This is a genomic window from Stutzerimonas sp. C6.4V, assembly GCF_058536345.1.
Map to the genome: position 1 here is coordinate 1071954 of NZ_JBZUBM010000001.1, position 16639 is coordinate 1088592.

Below are 16639 nucleotides of genomic sequence, written 5' to 3' on the forward strand. Positions count from 1 at the left end.
AGGGGGCGGAGTGCTCGACGGCACGGCAGCGTCTTGGGTCAGCTCGGCTGGGGCGGAGGCTCGGGTAGGTGGGGGTCCATTCTGGCCACTTCAGCGCGATTGCGGCCGTTGTGCTTGGCTTGGTAGAGCGCGGTATCGGCAAGCTTGAGCACCCGATCGACATCCGCCGAGTGCATCGGCCAGAGGGCAATGCCGAGCGAGATGGTAAGAAAGCCGACCTCAGGCATTTCCGCCTGCTCAACGCAGCATCGCAAGCGCTCGGCGACCAGAAGGGCCGAATCCAGGCTGGCCGATGGCAGCAGCATCAGAAACTCCTCGCCACCGCTTCGGCAAAGAATGTCGGCATCACGCGAAGAGGCGCGCATCAGCTGGGCAACATGCCGGATGACCTGATCGCCGGTGTCATGCCCATGGCTGTCGTTGATGCGCTTGAAATGATCGATGTCCAGGGCAACGACCGCAAAAGAGCTGCGCTCGGAGCGCAGGGCGTCCAGCGCAAGCGCAAGTCCGCGTCGATTGTGCAGTCCGGTCAGTGGGTCGGTCTGGGCATCGAGATTGAGCTTGCCGATACGCTGGTGCAGCAGATTGATGCCCAGCTGCATGGCCCGCTTGAGTTGCGCCGCCTCGAAATACCAGGAGCGTATCCGCTGGATGCGATCGGCGCTGCCGGGCGCATCCATCTCGCTGGCGCTCCTTGCCAGCTGCCAGAGCGGCAGCGAGATCAGGCGAGCCAGGCCCCAGACGCAAAGCAGGGTCAGGAGTGCCAGTGGTGCTGTCTGCTTGAGGACCCTGAGCATCAGCCCATCGAGCGGGTGAAGGGTCGCTGCCGTAGGTCGTTGCGCCACGATACCCCATCCGGCGACGGGCACTGGAGCATAGCCGGCCAGCATATCCACGCCTTTACTGTTGATGACGCGCTGGCTGCCTCTTTCGCCCGCGGTAACGGCGTCGATGACGCGGTTTTCAACGACCACAGTGCCAACGCGCTTCGGGTCCGGATGGTAGAGCAGGCGACGGAATGGATCGACCGCGTACAGGTAGGAGCCGTCCTGGTAGTAATGCTCACCGAGCAGGCTGTTGAGGATGCTCTTTTCCTTGAGGCTGATGACGCCCCCCACATACCCCAGGTAAGTGCCTTCACTGCTGAACAGCGGATGGGACACCAGCACCACGAGCGTCTCGATCGCTGACATATAGGGGCTGCTTATCAGCGGGCGCTGTTCCTGAAGCGCCTGGCGGGCTCCGGGCGAGTCGAGGCGCTTGCCAACCAGACGGCCCGTATCGGGTGAAGTGGCCAGCACGATGCCCTGGGCACTGGTGATGACCACTGCATTGAAACTGTCGGTTTGCAGATCCAGGCGTACCGCTTCGTCGAGCACCGCCTGCTTGTCATCGACGTCCCTTGAGATGACCGTCGCGCTGTATGCAAGCTGTTGCTGTGCTGCCTGGAAGAACCGCTCGGTGCTGTCGGCAAGTTTCGCCGCATAGGCGCGATTGGCCTCGAGGGTATTGTCGATCAGTGATTGGCGCTGCACCTGATAGCTTGCGTAGAAGCTGATGCCCAGGGCAATGACGCCGCTGAGAATCGCCAGCAGCATGATCAGCCGGCGCAGGTCCACGCGAAACAATGGGGCGAGAGGCATAAGTTCGATGTGTTGGCGTCGGGCTCGGGTCGCCGCGCATGGTAGGGGGTTTGTGCGGCAGGCTCCAGCACAACTCATGGCAGGCGCTGTACGGCAAGGGGCAGCCTGCACCGCTGCGCGCCCCTAGGTGGGATCGCAGGGGTGAGGCTGGCTGACGACTTGCCTGTGAATGGCCACCTCGAATGTGAACGAGCCCTTACGGGCGTTGACCAAGCTGTACGCGATGCACCGAATGGTGCGGCCCCTTGTTAACATGCGGACATTGACTTGAACGGGTAGCCGCTGTGATCGATACGAATATTCCGGAAAAGGGCCCGTCGCATGTGCCGACCGGCGTGCCCGGGCTGGACGCTGTGCTCAAGGGAGGGCTGTTGCCGCGCGCCGTCTATATCGTTCAAGGGGGCCCAGGCGAGGGCAAGACGATCCTGGCCAATCAGATTTGCTACGGCTGGGCCGCGAATGGGCTGCGCTCTCTGTACGTAACGCTGCTGGCTGAAACTCACCACCGACTGTTACGCCATCTGCAGAACATGTCCTTCATGGACAACCGCTACGCGGGCACTTCGGTCGTGTACGAGAGCGCATTCGATATCTTGCGCAGCGATGGCCTCGAGGGCGTCCTTCGATACCTCTCCCGCAACGGCAAGCGACAGGACGCCTCGCTGATTGTCATCGACGGCCTGTTCGCACTGGAAGAAAACGCAGCGTCGGAACGCGCATTTCGGGAATTCATCAACGACTTGTCGATCTATGCCGACGTGGTCGGGTGCACCATCCTGTTGTTGACCAACAGCAAGCGTAATTCCGGCAGCCCCGAGTTCACCATGGTGGACGGCTGGCTGCATCTTGGCAGCGACCAGGACCAGTTTCGAACCTTCCGTTACATGCAAGTGCGAAAGACCCGAGGCAGCGATTTCATCTCGGGTCGACACATGACCTCAATCACGGGGGAAGGCTTCCGGGTATTCCCTCGCCTCGAAGCGGTCACGGGTGAGCTGGAGTCGGCCCCCATGCGCGACGAGCGCCTGAGTACAGGTGTCCATGGCCTTGACCGGATCATCCAGGGCGGCATTCCTTATTCTTCAACCACGTTGCTGGTTGGGCCGACCGGTGTCGGCAAGACTACCCTTGGGCTGAGCTTCATCTGCGACAGCAGTGAAGCCGAGCCTGGACTGATCTTCGGCTTCTACGAGGACGCGCACCGCCTGCGGCGTCGAGCCAGTGCGCTGGGTCTAGGGCTGTCGGAAATGGTCGAGAGCGGCGTGGTGGAAGTCCTTCATCGCTCGCCCACGGAATTGCTGCAGGACCAGCTGGCAGAGGAAATCCTCGACGCGGTCCGCCGCCGCGGTGTCAAACGGCTATTCATCGATGGCGTCGATGCGTTCAAGCAAGCCGCGGTTGACCAGCAGCGGCTGGGCCGGTTTCTCAGCACCTTGACCGCAATCCTTCGCTGTGAAGGCGTAACCACCGTGTTTACCGCCGAACTGGCGGAGATTGTCGGCGGCGAACATGGTTTGCAGTTCGCAGCGGTTTCCGCCATTGCCGAAAACATCATCCTGCTCCGGTACGCTGAACTCGAGTCGAGGCTCTACCGCACGCTTGCCATCCTGAAGATGCGCGAGAGCGGCTTCGATCCTTATGTGTACGAGTTCTACCTTGGGGCAGAAGGTTTCAAGCTAGGTGAACGGATGAAGCGTACCGAGGGTGTCGTGACCGGACAGCCTCATCGCCAGCCTCCGTCCGGGGGCCAGGATGCGTGACAAGCACGCGGAAGAACGGGCGCCACTCGTGCTGCTGGTCGAGGATGAGCTCGGCCTCAGCAAACTGATGGTCATGATTCTCGAAGACGAGGGTTATAGGGTGGTCGAGGCAGCCAACGGCGCGCAGGGGCTCGTCAAGCTCGAGCAGGAGAAGCCTGCCCTGATCATCACCGATTACATGATGCCGGAGCTCAACGGATGCGAAATGGTCCGCACGATCCGCCGCAACCGGGCCTATGACGACGTGCCTATCCTCATGATGAGTGCCGCGCTGCCTCAACAGATACCGGGCCGGGAGCTGGTCGATCAGTTTCTGCCCAAGGGTACCGGGCTCGCCTTGCTGGTGGCTACGGTACACCGGCTGATCGAGGGCGGTGCCGAGCCGCCTGAGCCGTCGCCTTAGTCGACACCTGGTTCATGGCGCCGGGGTCAGATCCGAGCTTGCGCTGGGCGCAGGACGACTGTGCAGGTAGCGTTTGAGCCGCAGGGCGGGCGATTCGATCAGATGCCAGGACAGCGCGGCGACGGCTATGCTGGCGGTCAGGCTGATAGCCATGAACGCCGGCAACGGGAGCTCGGGCCCCAGCCAGTACATCAACAGTTGCTGCAGCGGAAAGCTGTATATGTAGAGGCCATAGGAATAGTCGCCATACTTGCCGAAGCGGGAAAGCGCTGGCAGCTTCAGATGTGCCAGGTAAATGGTGAGATAGGGCAACGTCAGTACGTGAACGTACAGCCACAGCTCGGTCCCTGCGCTGAGCAGCGAAAGCGCCAGCAGTGCCAGCGCGACCTTCCAGTTCCAGGGCAGGCTCGAGCGAAACAGGTAGAGTGCCGTACCCGCAAAAAAGAACATTCCCAGCCGGGTAGACTTGCGCAGGACGTCGCTGTCGATGCCCAGACCCGGCATCACATGGAAGTGAGCAACGACCAGCGCTATGGGCAGGACCACAAGTGCGATCCTGCCGAAGAGTTTGAGTAGCCCCATCAGCAACAGCGCGGTGTACATCATCACTTCGTAGGGTAGCGTCCACACCGATCCGTTGACCGTTTCGGGAAATGGATTGTCCACGAAGACGCCGGGCAGATGGAATTGCGTCATCAGCGCGATATTCGACAGGTAGCGCAGGGTCTGGCTGTCGAGCAGATAGTCCTTTAGTGACAGCTGGGTCGCTACGGGGCCGACGATAAATACCGTCAACAGCACCGACGCGCTTAGTGCAGGGAAAATGCGTAATGCACGCTTGAGCGCAAAATCCGCGGCGCTGCGGCTGTTCTGCCAGGAGGCGGCGATGAGAAAACCGCTCATGACGAAGAACAGGTTCACAGCGATGTCCGCGCTGTCCATGCTCCCGGTAAACAACCGTACCGGCTCGGCATGACCGATCCCCGACAGCCAGTAGCAGTGACCGAGCACCACGGCCGCCGCAGCAAGAAAACGCAGAAAGTCGAAATTGTTCTGTTCGCGGTCAGTCAGTGCGATGCCCATCCAGAGATTTCCTAAGAGTGCTTGCGGCCGGGTTGCGAGGCGGATCAGCGCAGCGGGAAGGTCTTGTTCATACCCAGTGATCCTTTCTCCCCGTCCTGAATGGCCTGTTCAATCAGCTTCAGACGATCACCGGTATTGCGCAGCCGCGCGACCAGTCTCAGCAGGGCGAGGAAAATGGCGCGGTTCAGGCGGTGCAGCCAGGGTCTGTCTGCCCAGATGTTTTTGTCGAACCAGGCCTGGTTGCGTGCGGCGTAATAGGCGCGGAAATCGGAACCGCCAAGCAGGAAGCTTTCATAGATATTCCGCGTATGCGCCTTGATGTTCCAGGACTGCTCAAGCTCGTCGATTACCGCATCGGTGAACAGGTAAAGGCGGCCGCCATCGGCGGTAATCCGGCGGGTGTATTCGGTGTCGTCGACATACAGCACCAGGTCTTTTCGGGGCATGCCGATGCGCTCATACAGGCTGCGGTGCGCAAGCATGCCGCCGTAGGGCGCAAAGGGCAGGCTGATGCTGGCTGGAACCTGCCTCTGGTGCTTGCCCCAGGGCAGTCGACGCCAGACCTTGAAGGGAAGCTGGGCGACATGAAAGCCAAAGTAGCTGGAGCGCGGCTGGCGGACATAGTGCGCCGGCACGCCCTGAGCGACATCCGCCTGCTGCGTGGCCCGATAGCCCAGTACGGCGACACGCTCCGGGCCGAGCAAACGGCCGAGACGCTGAGCTTCACGATGCAGGATCTCCACTGCCTCTGCTGTCGGCGCGTTATCGTCATCCATCATCCAGATGTAGTCTGTGCCACTTTCCAAAGCTGCTTCGAGGGCAACCGCATACCCATTGGCCGAGCCGGAGTTATGCCCAAGCCGAATGATTCTGACCCTGCCAGGCCAGCGCTCCACCAAGCTCTCGAGCGGCGCGAGCGCGGCATTATCTACCACGATCACTTCGCTGATCTCGTCAAAGGCGAGCGCGCGGTCCACCAGTTGCTGCAGGTAAGCCAGGCGATCACCGTAGGTCACGGTAACCACAGTCGTTCTCGTGTTCATCTGGTTGTTCTCAGCAGTTGCCGGGCACAAGCCCGCACCGGAAGGCATCCAGTCCGTCCGGTGGGGCTATCGAAGGTTGTTGCGGGGCGATTCGGGTGATGCGGTAGTTACTACTGTCGGGTTCAGCCTCTGGCCGTTGTCTCCAGCGCTGCTGCAACGGGCTCGGTGGCTGGTGGCGTTACTTCAATCACGTCACTTTCGCGGTCGCTCGTGAACAAGGCGTGGAACACGGCGATCAGCCGGTGGCTGCTCGGCATTCCCGGTGTCTCCGGGGCCTCGAAGATTTCCGTATAGGAATAGCCATCGGCATAAACCAGCGATTGCGGGTTTGAATTGATATTGTCCATGACGCCTCCGAAGGGTCATCGTATTCAGAATGAATAGCGGATGCTGCCGTTCAACTGGTTATAGCCACTGCCTGGCAGCGGGCGGGCAAGGCGTATAGCCGGAGGCGTAACAGGCTGAGCGCCTTTGCTACATGTGGGCGCAGCTTGACTGGTGCCGTGCTCGAAAATAGTGACCCGTGGACGTTGGGAGGCCAGGCAGCCGGTCGCGTCATTCGAGTAGATTTCGTAACCCTGGCGGTTTGCCTGGCCATCGAACAGCTCGGCGCGATGGCTGGCATTGGTGGTCCCGCTGATCAGCAGAGCGAAGCCGAGTGCGCAGGTTGTCTGGATACGTTGAGTGGCGGCTGTTGCATTCATCCTTGAAACCTCACGTTTGAATAGGGGTCATACTCAGGCGTGTTTCATCGGCACCGCCGTCGGGTAAACCGGGGTGACACTTACCGGTGCCACGATCGGTCGAGCCAATGCCACATCCTGTCCTTGGAGCAAAGAGACTTCGCGAACCCTAGTATCGACGAACGCCTTGATCTCATGCCTGAACCGTTCGGTTGAAAAGCGCTCCGCACTTGCCCTGCAAGTTTCAGGCAGGATGCGATGTGCTTCCGTTTCGAACTGGTCGATGGCGGCGATTAGCGATTCGGGAGTCTGTTCGGCATAGAACACGCCGGTGGGCTCCGGGTGATCAAGCCCGCGCACGGTTTCCAGTACACCACCGCGTCCATAGGCGATGACCGGGGTGCCGCAGGCCTGAGCCTCGATAGGGGCGATGCCGAAGTCTTCTTCTGCTGCAAACACGAACGCTTTGGCGCGTTGCATGTGGTGCAATAGTACGGCAAAGCTCTGGTAACCCATCAAGGTGATGTTGGCAGTTGCGAGCTCCTTCGCTTTTTCCATTTCCGGCCCGGTGCCGATCACGATCAGCTGCTTGTCGGGCATCCTCGAAAAGGCCTCGACGATCATCGGGATGCGCTTGTAGGGCACCATACGCGACGCGGTCAGGTAGAACTCCTGCTTGTTCGTGTACAGGGTGAAGTCCTGGGTATCGACAGGCGGGTAGATGACAGTCGACTGGCGTCGATAGCTCTTGTTGATCCGGCGGCCAATGAAATGGGAGTTGGCGACGAACTCGTCCACGCCGCTGGCGGTGCGCTGGTCCCACATGCGCATGTAGTGCAGCAGCATGCGCGCCAGCTTGGCCTTGAAACCCCGGTCCAGGCTCGCCTCGTGCAGATACTGGTGCTGCAGATCCCAGGCATAGCGAATCGGCGAATGCACGTAGCTGATGTGGAGCTGGTTCGGCCCGGTGAGTACCCCCTTGGCCACGGCATGGCTGCTGGAAATCACCAGGTCATAGCCCGACATGTCGAGCTGCTCTATGGCCAGCGGCATCAAGGGCAGGTATTTCTGATAATGCGTCTTCGCCTTCGGCAACTGCTGAACGAAGGTGGTTATGGCACGCTTGCCGCCAAGGTTGGCCCGGTCTTCGTCGGAGAGAAAGTCGATCACGGAAAACAGGTCGGCGTCCGGCCAGACATCCAGCAGGCCGGAAAGAACCCTTTCGGCGCCGGCGTAGGTCACGAGCCAGTCATGAACAATGGCGATTTTCATACGATGGCCTTCCTTATATGTGTGGGAGCAGCAGCTGACCGTGGGAACGGCAGTAGAGAATCGAACTTGGGAATCTGCGCCGACAGCGCTAGGGTTGGCCCGGATAGGCCTGAACCCGTCTGGCTAGTGCTTGGGTTGGTGCAGCGGTAATGACGTTGCGTCAGTTGGGTTGATCTCTCGCTCACCGGTGAATATCTGGTCGATCAATCGCGACAGCTGGCGCGCCGACGTATGCCAGGAGTAGCGGGCCACGTTGGCCTTGCCTCGTTGGCGAAGATCCAGGCGCAACGCCCGATCGCTGAGGATACGCTCCATTGCTCTGGTGATATCCGCGACGTCCAGGGGATCGAAGTACAGCGCGCTTTCGCCCAGAACTTCGGGAATGGAGGCAGCTCGCGCCGCGATGACCGGGCAACCGCAGGCCTGTGCTTCGAGCGGTGGAATGCCGAAGCCCTCATAGACCGACGGGAACACGAAGGCGGCAGCGCCCTGGTAAGCCTCCACCAGCGCCTCATCGGGAAGTCTGCCCAGGTTGCGTATCCGGCGACTGCCTTCAACGTCGTGCAGGGTGCCGGAAAAGACCCGGTTGGAATCGCCGATGATACGCAGCTCGACATCATCGTGGCCTTCAATGCGCAGAAATGCTGCGACCATCCGGGCAAAGTTCTTGTGCGTGCTGGGGGATGAAACCGCAAGCAGGTATGGCGCAGTGCCCCGCGAATCTGCATCTACGCAGAAGGGCTGGAAACGTTCGTCCACGGCACTGGGCAGGATGTGGATATTGCTTGCCGGATGGCCGTAGTGGGCCGAGATCTCCGAACGCGAAAATTCGCTTCCGGTGATCACTGCCTTGACCCGTCCAAGCATCAGCGGCGTCAGGGTACGGTACATGGTTCTGAATGCTCTGGAATAGCTTTCGGGATGCCGGAGGTAGGTGATGTCATGATGCATGGCGATCTGGTTGGCGTAGGCCAGCGGCGCGGTGTTGCACAGTGAGACCAGCGGCGGGTTGCCGTTGCGTGCCAGCCATAGGGGGAGGTCCAGCTGCTCCCACAGGTGACCCCGAAGGCGTCCGATGCGGCGCACCCCCAGACGCTCGGCACTGTCGTGCAGGCAGATGTCGTCTGGCGCGACGAATACCAGGTCGTCGCGCAGGGTTTTCAGCTGCAGGCAGATCTGTTCAGCGAAACGTTGTACGCCACGCATCTCCTGGGTCAGGAAACGAGCATTGATCACGATCATCGGTAAGTCCCTATGTCCTTGGAGTTTGCTGGTTCGGATGCCTGGCTCGTTTGTTCATAGGCAAGTGCTGCCGGAGTGGGCGCGCCAAGGCTGATGATCTTGGGGAATGTGCTGAGCTCGATACGGGTCGAGCAGTTGTTGCCGTCTGCAAGGCATTGCCAGCGCGACTTCCCTGCGGTTCTTCCCTGATCAGGCTGAGCGGTGTCGATCAGCTCCACCTTGCCAGCCGCCGGGCCGGGTGAGGTGACACTGACCGTGCGTGTTCCGTCGGTGCTCCAGGCGACCAGAAGCTCGTCCTCCCCGTTGCCGAACCGCAACTGCACGGTATTTGCCTCCTGTTCGTCGATCCGCTCGAGAAACTGGTAGTGCTGGATGATCGGGCTGATGGCTTTCAGCACCCGGTACGCCAGCTTGGGTGAGTAATCCTGGCGAAGCAGGCCAAAGTTGTGCTCCCGCTCATGTGGGTCGGTGCCATCGTTCCTGAAGTCGTACCACCAGTAACCACGGACGCTGGGTAGCGTCTTGGCAAGGAAATAGCTGCGGGCCAGGTAGGCCGCCTGCAGGCTCTCGTCGAAGCCACACGCGCCTTTGTGCGACGGCCAGGCCATCTCCGTGAGGTAGAGAGGCACCGGTTGGTTGGCGGCGTTGGCCAACTCCAGCGAGACCTCTTCCAGCCACCTGATCCAGTCTTCGGGTGTGTCCCGCCCCCGGCCGAAGCAATGGACGTAGGGGTGCAGGGAAATCCCGTCCACGGACTGCATCACCCCGGCCTCGACCAGGCGCAAGGCGAAACCGGATTCGATGCCCATGCTGGTCACCGCCCCGGCGAGCACCTTGGCGTCGGGATCGCGCTGACGAATGATGCCGGCGGCGTCTGCAACCAGGCGCGCGTAGTCCTGGGTGAGCCCGGGGTCTTCGGGATCCTCGAGGTCCCATTCATTCCACACCTCGTAATGCCGCACCTGCCCGCGCAGCTGTTGCGCAATGAAGCCCACATAACGGTTGTAGGCAGCACGCACGGGTTCACTACGCGGCTTTTCACCGTTGCCGTGGTGGCTGTTGCCGTATCCAAGGATCAAAAGATTGTCGATTCCCTGGGCCTTGACCTTGGCCAGGTAGTCGTCCCAATGCGGCTCAAGCGCGAGCTGGCCACGTTGGCGCTCGACAAAGGCCCAGTGGGCGTCGGTCCTGACCGACTCGATCCCGGCCTGACGCAGCAATTCGAAGCCCTGATCGCGGCTGTTGCGCAGGTGCAGCTCATGCGAGCCGACCCCAATGATGAATGGATCCTCAGCCTCCGTTGCTCTCGAGTCCATGACGATGCCGCATATAGCAATGGTCAGCAGCAGAGGGTGAAACCGACGATGAAGGCTCATGGCTGATCGCCCCTTGATCTAGACATGTGCAGGTCAACTCCAGGAAATGGCTGTGGCAGAGAGGTCGTGGCGTGTTGCCCACCCGGCATCGTCCGGGGTGACAGCACATGGGCGATGGCCATGCCGAGAAACAGCGTGGCCGTCGTGACTTCAAAGACATCGGTGGCCCAGCCGATCAGGCAGGTGCAGAACACGATCCCCAGCAGGGCGTCACGGATGCGCGGGCCCCGGTCATGCAGACGCAGGAGCAGTACGAACAGCAGCAGGTACAGCAGTACGCCAAAGACGCCGAGCATGCCCCACAGATACAGGGCCGAATTGTCCGCAATGCTCAGCAGTTCCAGCCAGGTCAGCGGAAAGGCCGCCGCGCTGCTTCCTACGGCGCCGAAGCCGGCACCGCTCCAGCCCCAGCCTTCACCTACAACGACATCGATGAAATTGGGCCAGCTATTGATCAGCCGATCGTTGAACGACGAGAAAAGCCCCTGGCTGTACGCCTCCTTTTGCGGGATGTTCAGCATCAGGCTCGCGGCCGGCAGCGCCAGGCCCATGACCACCGCAACGAAGAAGGCCGCGGCGCTGGGTACGCGGTACGCTGCAAGAAACAGCATCATCAGCGTCAGCAGGTAAGCCGCAGCGGTGGACTTGTTGGTGGTCAGGATGATCGCGCCGAACGCCACCGGATAGAGCATCAGGCGCAGCAGCCGGGACCTGAGGAACGCAGCGAGAAACAGACTGTACAGGGCGATCATCACCGCCAGGTTGGTGGACATCCTGGCAAAGCCGGCAAGGCGGTCGGTGCTGCCGAAGGCCCAGGACTTGTTTGCCGTTACCTCCACGTCGCCCATCATGTAGGTGTAGCCCTTCCAGGGCACGCTGGTGAACATGTCCAGCGCAATGCCGATCAGCGATGCCACCAGGCAAAGACCGATCACCCAGCCCAGCAGGCCCAAGCGGTGTTCCAGATAACGACCGCAGAACAGTCCGAACAGCAGCGGAGTGTAGATGAACAGGCTGAAACCCACGTTGCCCAGCGTGGCACCGTGCAGCAGCGCCAGCATGCTCGACACCAGAGCGGCAAACAGTACCAGCCATACCCCCGGCTGGATTCGCGCCCGTGGCATTTCCAGCCCCACCGCCACGACACAGGCCAGCTTCGGCAGGTAGAGCAGGGCGGAAACCCCAGCCATGTCGAGGTAGTAGCGCAGAGCTCCGGCAAAGGTCTCACTGATCAGTAGCGAGGCGGCGATCAGCGTAAGCACTGTGGGTTTGTCAATCGCCAGCGTGCTCGACCTGTGTGGCGAAATGATCAGCGTATTGGGCGTCATCATGGGCTCTCCGGCCGTGTAGCGTGGCATGCAGGATCGACTGGTACTGATCGAGCATCCGTTCCATGTCCAAAAAAGGTGCAACGCTTTCGCGGGCCTGCCTCGACAGCCGTTGGCGCAGCCCGCTGTCGAGGTAGAGGCGAAGCATGGCCCTGCCAAGCGAATCGGGGTCATCGAGTGAGCAGAGCAGGCCGTTGTGGTTGTCCTGGATGATTTCCGGCAGACCGCCTATCCGAGTCGCTATGACGGGCAGCTGCTGAGCGCAGGCTTCGATGGCGACCAGGCCGAATGGCTCGGCCCACATCGAGGGCACCACCAGTACGTCGATGTTGCGCATGAAGCGTTCCGCGACTTGATAGCCGACGAAGCGGACCTTGCTCGGATCGGCCATGGCCTTGATCTGCGCTTCATAGTCGTGCTTGCCGGTGCCGGCGATCTCCAGCGTGGCGTTGAGCGATAGCGCCTGGAACTGCTCGATCAGCCAGCCCACCCCCTTGTTTTCCGACAGCGTGCCGATATAGCCGAAGCGCAGCAGTCCGCTATGGCTCGGGCGGGGCGCAGGGGGCGTATCCAGGCCCGGCGGTGTGCTGTTGTGTACCACATGCAGGGTGGCCTGGCTGAAATAGCCCCGGCTGCAAAAGCGTTCCAGCACGAAGCGACTTACGCCGATCACAGCCGCAACCTGGCGGGACGCTGCGCTGTGCTGCTGGCGGAAGGCCGCGCACATGCCGCACTGTTGTACGCAGATGCGGCCCTTGTTGAACATGGTGTCCTTGGGGCACAGCAGATAGAAGTCATGCAGCACCTGGATGATGGGTAGCCCAGCTGCGGTGATCTCATCCCAGACCGATATGGACCAGCCGGGGAGGTTATTGCAGAGCACCAGGTCAGGCTGTTCAAGCTCGATCACCTCGCGCAGCTGCTGGCCCATGCTGCGGTTGTAGCGATCGCGATAATGCCAGCCAAAGCGCAGCAACGGATTTGGTCGGTTCTGGCTGAAATGCCAGTAGAAGTTGTGCAAGCCCGCACGGTGGACCCGTACCCCACCCACGCTTTCGGTGTGCAGGCCGGGTTCCGGGCCGGTCGCCAGCACTGCCACCTCGCAGCCCCTGGCCTGAAGCCCTTCTGCCAGCTGGCGCACTACGATCTCCGCGCCCCCCCCGATGTGAGGGGCATAGAGGCTGTGCAATATCAGTATCTTCATCGCGAGCGTCCCTTAGACGATCATGGATCGATCAGTCAGATGCCGTCAGGTCCACCAGGGACCGCTACGGCACTACATTCCAGATAGCGCGTCGGGACGCGGACTTTCTGTTCCCTCTGCAGCAGATTCAACAGGATCACCGAGCGCTTTTCCCCGTCTGTGCTGACGAAAATCGCCTCAAGATCCTGAAAGCTCCCGCCCACCAGCTGCACTCGATCGCCGGGCTTGAAAGGCGGCGATTCGGCCGGCTCGGTCCCAGTGGCGATGCGCTGGCGCAACTGTTCGATGATTTCGTCGCGGACCGGTGTGGGCTCGCCGCCAAAGGAAACCACGCGGGCGACCCCGCGGGTCGAGCGGATTGGATACCAGTTGTCCTCCAGCCGATCGAGACGAATGAACAGGTAGCCGGGGAACAGGGGCTCGGTGGGTTTTCGGCTTTCCGAACCGGGCTTGTGCGGGCGGTAGCATTCGAAATGCTGCCGCCGCAGGTGCTCCTCGGCGCGCTGTTCCTGCCGCGGTTTGGTCTGAATCAGGTACCAGCGTGGGCTGCTGCTTTGCGCTGCCATGAAGAACCATCCTTAGAGAGTGAAGCGGTGTCCGTTTACAGGTCGCTATGCCCGTTGCAGCGTGGCTTGCTGTTCGACGCCCTCGATCAGCGAATAGCGCTTGAGCAAGGCCTGGGCCTCGCTCCGGCTGTTGAACATCAACACGTCGATGATCGACAGCGAGGGCACGAAGGGTTGGTTCAGCTGGGTATAGCTCAGCTCATCCATCCGGAGAAAGCGCAGCAACAGGCCATGTGCCCTGAAATAGGCGGGGCAGTAGAGGTCCAGACCGCCGATAGGGTTGATGTACAGCTCGGCACCCAGCTTGTGGGCAATACTGACGACCCGCTCCTGCTTGTCCATACGCGCAGGAAGCCCCAGTTCCGAGCCGATGCGAATCGGTGTGACGATGTTCAGGTAAGCGCAGATACGGCGTATCGAGTGCTCGGTGAAGCGCGCCAGATTGCGCTCCGGATGCATCAGGATCTCTCGCAACAGTCTAAACACCTCGGCCTTGTACGGCGCGCGGGCGTAGGCGTACTCGATTGTCTTGAGCAGCTTTTCGGCTTCCTGCGCAAAGTCGTCGCACAGCCAGCGCTGGTTGATCCGGTCGTACTGGTTGCCCTTGCGCAACGGGAAGGTCACCAGCTTCGGTTGTCCGTTGACCAGGATCCGGTTGCGGTTCATCCATGAACCCTTGACGTACTGCAGATCGTCACCTAGGACGAATACATCACTGCGCGCGATCAGTTGGAAATATCCGAGGTAGGGGAACAGGTAGGGTTGCATCATGGCGACGGTTCTGGTCATGGCGTTTCCCTCGCTGACATCAGGCTTGTTGCGAATAGCTGTAGTAACCGTAGGCGCCGGTTTCGTAGGCGCCGCTTGAAGCCTTGCGTTTGACGCCGTTGAGAATCGCGCCCTTGAGCAGTACCCCGTTCTGCGCCAGGCGGCGCTTGGACGCCTCGATCTGGCTTGCGGTGCTCAGCCCGAAGCGGGCGACCAGCAGGCAGGTTCCGGCCAGCTGGGCGACCAGGACGGCGTCGGTCACGGCGAGCACCGGCGGGGTGTCGACGATGACGAAGTCATATTCACGCTCGGCGTCCCTGAGCAGCTTGGCGAAGTTGTCATGCATCAACAGCTCGGACGGGTTTGGCGCGTGGTGGCCGCGGGCGATGAAATGCAGGTTGGCCTGGTCGGTCTTGTTGACCACCGCAGCGAGGGGCAGCCCGCTGGCCAGTGCATCGGACAGGCCTGTGCGCGGTGCCATGCCAAACATGCCCGCCAGGTAACCGCGCCGCATGTCGGCGTCGATCAGCAGCACACGCTGACCCGCCTGGGCGATCACCGAAGCCAGGTTGCTCGCGACGAAGGATTTACCCACCGAAGGCGTCGGGCTGGTGATCACCAACACCTGATTGCGCGCCTCGAGCATGGCGAACTTCAGGCTGGTGCGCAGGCTGCGCAGGGACTCGATGGCCAGGTCGGCGGGGTCGGCTCGGCCGAGCAGCTTGCTGCGACCGTCCTGAATCTTGCGCAGCCTGTGCAGCTGCTCCTGCTTGCCCGAGAAGGGCAGGGCTGCATAGACCGGTATTCCGAGATGCTCGATGGTTTCCGGGCTTTCCACACCGCGGTAGAACACCTGACGCAAGAGGATCACCATGGCCGACACCAGCAGCCCGACAAAGATGGCTACCAGCACGACCAGTGGTTTGATTGGCTTGGCCGGTTCCTCCACCACCGAATAGGCGTTGTCGATGATCCGCACGTTACCGATGGTCCCGGCCCGCAGGATGTCCTGTTCCTGCGCCTTGTCCAGCAGCAGCGTATAAGTACGGGTGGTGACCTGCATGTCGCGATTCAGGCGCAACAGCTCCTGCTGTGTCATCGGCAGGGTGTCGATCTTCTCCATCAGCGCCGCCTTTTGCGCCTGCAACTGGCCGATCTTTTTCATCAGCGTCTGGTAGGTGGGGTGCTCCGGGGTGTACAGCTGGTTGTATTCCGTGCGCTTGAGATTATGCTCGGAGATCTGCGCTTCCAGCGCGACGATCTGATCCAGTACGCCTTTCGTTTCGATGCTGATGTCCACCGATTGTGCGCTGGTCTGGTAGTCGTTGAGGGCCGCTTCGGCCTTTTCCAGTTCCTTGCGAACCAGCGGTACCTGCGAGCGCAGAAACTCCAGCCGTTGTGCTGCCTCGGCTGAGCTGCGCTCGATGTTCTGGCGGACATACAGGCGACTGATCTGGTCGAGCACGCGGTTGGCCTTGTCCGCGTCCGGGTCTTCCAGGGTGAGGTAGATGATCCCGGAATCCTTGCCCGCCTCGCCGACCTTCAGTCGCTTCTGATAGCCCAGCGCAGTGGTCTGCGGGCGACTGCGCACCACCGAAAATTCGGTGCCCGGGCGCGCCTTCAGTTCGGCGATCTGCACGCGGAAGCCTTCATGCTTGACGGCTTCGTTGACGGCGCCGCGCAGCAGCAGCTTCTCGTCGGCATCGTACAGGCTGTAGCTGCCCTGCGCGCCGGCACGCAGGACGAGCTTCTCGCCGAGGTAGGCTTCCGGCACATCCAGCTGGAACACATCCAGATTCTCGCCACCCCAGGCGTAGCTATCCAGACCGAACAGGGGGGCGGCCAGCTCGCCGTCCTTGACCGGATCGTGCAGGCGGGCAATGTAGCCACCCAGCAACGGTACGTACTTGGGCCTGGTTTCGATGTACAGCTTGAGATCGGTGACGGTGCGGCCCAGTACCGAGCGCGACTTGATCAGTTCGATTTCGGTAACCGCCTGGGACACCGAGTCCGGCTTGGTCACCGCCTCGGGGATGCCGGTGATGCCGGTTTTCTTCGGCTCGATCTGGATCATCGCACTGGCGCGATACACCGGCGTGGCGACGATCGCGTAGGCAACGCCAAGCAGGGCGAAGATGGCCGTGATGGTGAAAATCAGGGCCTTGTGATCGAAGGCCACGCGCAGGATGCGCGCCAGGTCGATGCGATTGTCCGCGTCGTACTCCAACGAAGAGCGGGTCATGACTGTCATTGGGGATCCTTCCTTGA

At 61.2% G+C, this 16639-nt stretch carries 15 protein-coding genes; 2 read left to right on the forward strand and 13 right to left on the reverse strand.

Annotated features, from left to right (window positions below; all coding sequences use genetic code 11):
• Positions 1 to 38 precede the first annotated feature (38 nt).
• A complete protein-coding gene (locus AC4LFW_RS05210; RefSeq protein ID WP_491818144.1) occupies positions 39 to 1643 on the reverse strand; it encodes a sensor domain-containing diguanylate cyclase in 1605 nt (534 codons plus the stop codon).
• 284 nt (positions 1644 to 1927) lie between these two features.
• Here AC4LFW_RS05210 and AC4LFW_RS05215 point away from each other — a divergent pair, with 284 nt between their 5' ends.
• Together AC4LFW_RS05215 and AC4LFW_RS05220 are read left to right on the forward strand one after the other, a co-directional pair.
• A complete protein-coding gene (locus AC4LFW_RS05215) occupies positions 1928 to 3403 on the forward strand; it encodes an ATPase domain-containing protein (protein ID WP_491818145.1) in 1476 nt (491 codons plus the stop codon).
• Positions 3396 to 3806, forward strand: a complete 411-nt coding sequence (locus AC4LFW_RS05220; RefSeq protein ID WP_491818146.1) for a response regulator transcription factor — start codon at positions 3396 to 3398, stop codon at positions 3804 to 3806. Before AC4LFW_RS05215 ends, AC4LFW_RS05220 begins: the two co-directional genes overlap by 8 nt.
• Before the next feature lie 12 nt (positions 3807 to 3818).
• Here the strand turns inward: AC4LFW_RS05220 and AC4LFW_RS05225 are convergent, their stop codons facing one another.
• From AC4LFW_RS05225 to AC4LFW_RS05280, 12 genes are all read right to left on the reverse strand, one after another.
• The gene (locus AC4LFW_RS05225; RefSeq protein WP_491818147.1) at positions 3819 to 4889 is read right to left on the reverse strand and encodes an acyltransferase family protein; all 1071 of its coding nucleotides are present in this window, start codon (positions 4887 to 4889) and stop codon (positions 3819 to 3821) included.
• 44 nt (positions 4890 to 4933) lie between these two features.
• Positions 4934 to 5932, reverse strand: a complete 999-nt coding sequence (locus AC4LFW_RS05230) for a glycosyltransferase (RefSeq protein WP_491818148.1) — start codon at positions 5930 to 5932, stop codon at positions 4934 to 4936.
• 122 nt (positions 5933 to 6054) lie between these two features.
• The gene (locus tag AC4LFW_RS05235; protein WP_491818149.1) at positions 6055 to 6279 is read right to left on the reverse strand and encodes a hypothetical protein; all 225 of its coding nucleotides are present in this window, start codon (positions 6277 to 6279) and stop codon (positions 6055 to 6057) included.
• 24 nt (positions 6280 to 6303) lie between these two features.
• On the reverse strand, positions 6304 to 6636 hold the full coding sequence (locus tag AC4LFW_RS05240) for a hypothetical protein (protein ID WP_491818150.1): 333 nt from the start codon (positions 6634 to 6636) through the stop codon (positions 6304 to 6306).
• A 33-nt stretch (positions 6637 to 6669) separates the two neighbouring features.
• Positions 6670 to 7887: a glycosyltransferase family 4 protein gene (locus tag AC4LFW_RS05245; protein ID WP_491818151.1), complete on the reverse strand. Its 1218-nt coding sequence runs from the start codon at positions 7885 to 7887 to the stop codon at positions 6670 to 6672.
• Positions 7888 to 8010: 123 nt separating this feature from the next.
• On the reverse strand, positions 8011 to 9129 hold the full coding sequence (locus AC4LFW_RS05250; protein WP_491818152.1) for a glycosyltransferase family 4 protein: 1119 nt from the start codon (positions 9127 to 9129) through the stop codon (positions 8011 to 8013).
• Complete coding sequence (locus AC4LFW_RS05255; protein ID WP_491818153.1) at positions 9126 to 10505, reverse strand: hypothetical protein; 1380 nt, start codon at positions 10503 to 10505, stop codon at positions 9126 to 9128. Before AC4LFW_RS05255 ends, AC4LFW_RS05250 begins: the two co-directional genes overlap by 4 nt.
• Complete coding sequence (locus tag AC4LFW_RS05260; RefSeq protein WP_491820132.1) at positions 10502 to 11833, reverse strand: hypothetical protein; 1332 nt, start codon at positions 11831 to 11833, stop codon at positions 10502 to 10504. Before AC4LFW_RS05260 ends, AC4LFW_RS05255 begins: the two co-directional genes overlap by 4 nt.
• Positions 11778 to 13037: a glycosyltransferase family 4 protein gene (locus tag AC4LFW_RS05265; RefSeq protein WP_491818154.1), complete on the reverse strand. Its 1260-nt coding sequence runs from the start codon at positions 13035 to 13037 to the stop codon at positions 11778 to 11780. The genes AC4LFW_RS05260 and AC4LFW_RS05265 overlap by 56 nt, the downstream gene beginning before the upstream one ends.
• A 35-nt stretch (positions 13038 to 13072) precedes the next feature.
• Positions 13073 to 13603: a transcription/translation regulatory transformer protein RfaH gene (gene rfaH, locus AC4LFW_RS05270; RefSeq protein WP_491818155.1), complete on the reverse strand. Its 531-nt coding sequence runs from the start codon at positions 13601 to 13603 to the stop codon at positions 13073 to 13075.
• Positions 13604 to 13648: 45 nt separating this feature from the next.
• Positions 13649 to 14392, reverse strand: coding sequence for a WbqC family protein (locus tag AC4LFW_RS05275; RefSeq protein ID WP_491818156.1), 744 nt, complete (start codon positions 14390 to 14392; stop codon positions 13649 to 13651).
• Between the two features lie 19 nt (positions 14393 to 14411).
• Positions 14412 to 16622 carry a polysaccharide biosynthesis tyrosine autokinase gene (locus AC4LFW_RS05280; protein ID WP_491818157.1) on the reverse strand — a complete coding sequence of 737 codons (2211 nt, stop codon included), beginning with the start codon at positions 16620 to 16622 and terminating at the stop codon, positions 14412 to 14414.
• Positions 16623 to 16639: the final 17 nt, after the last annotated feature.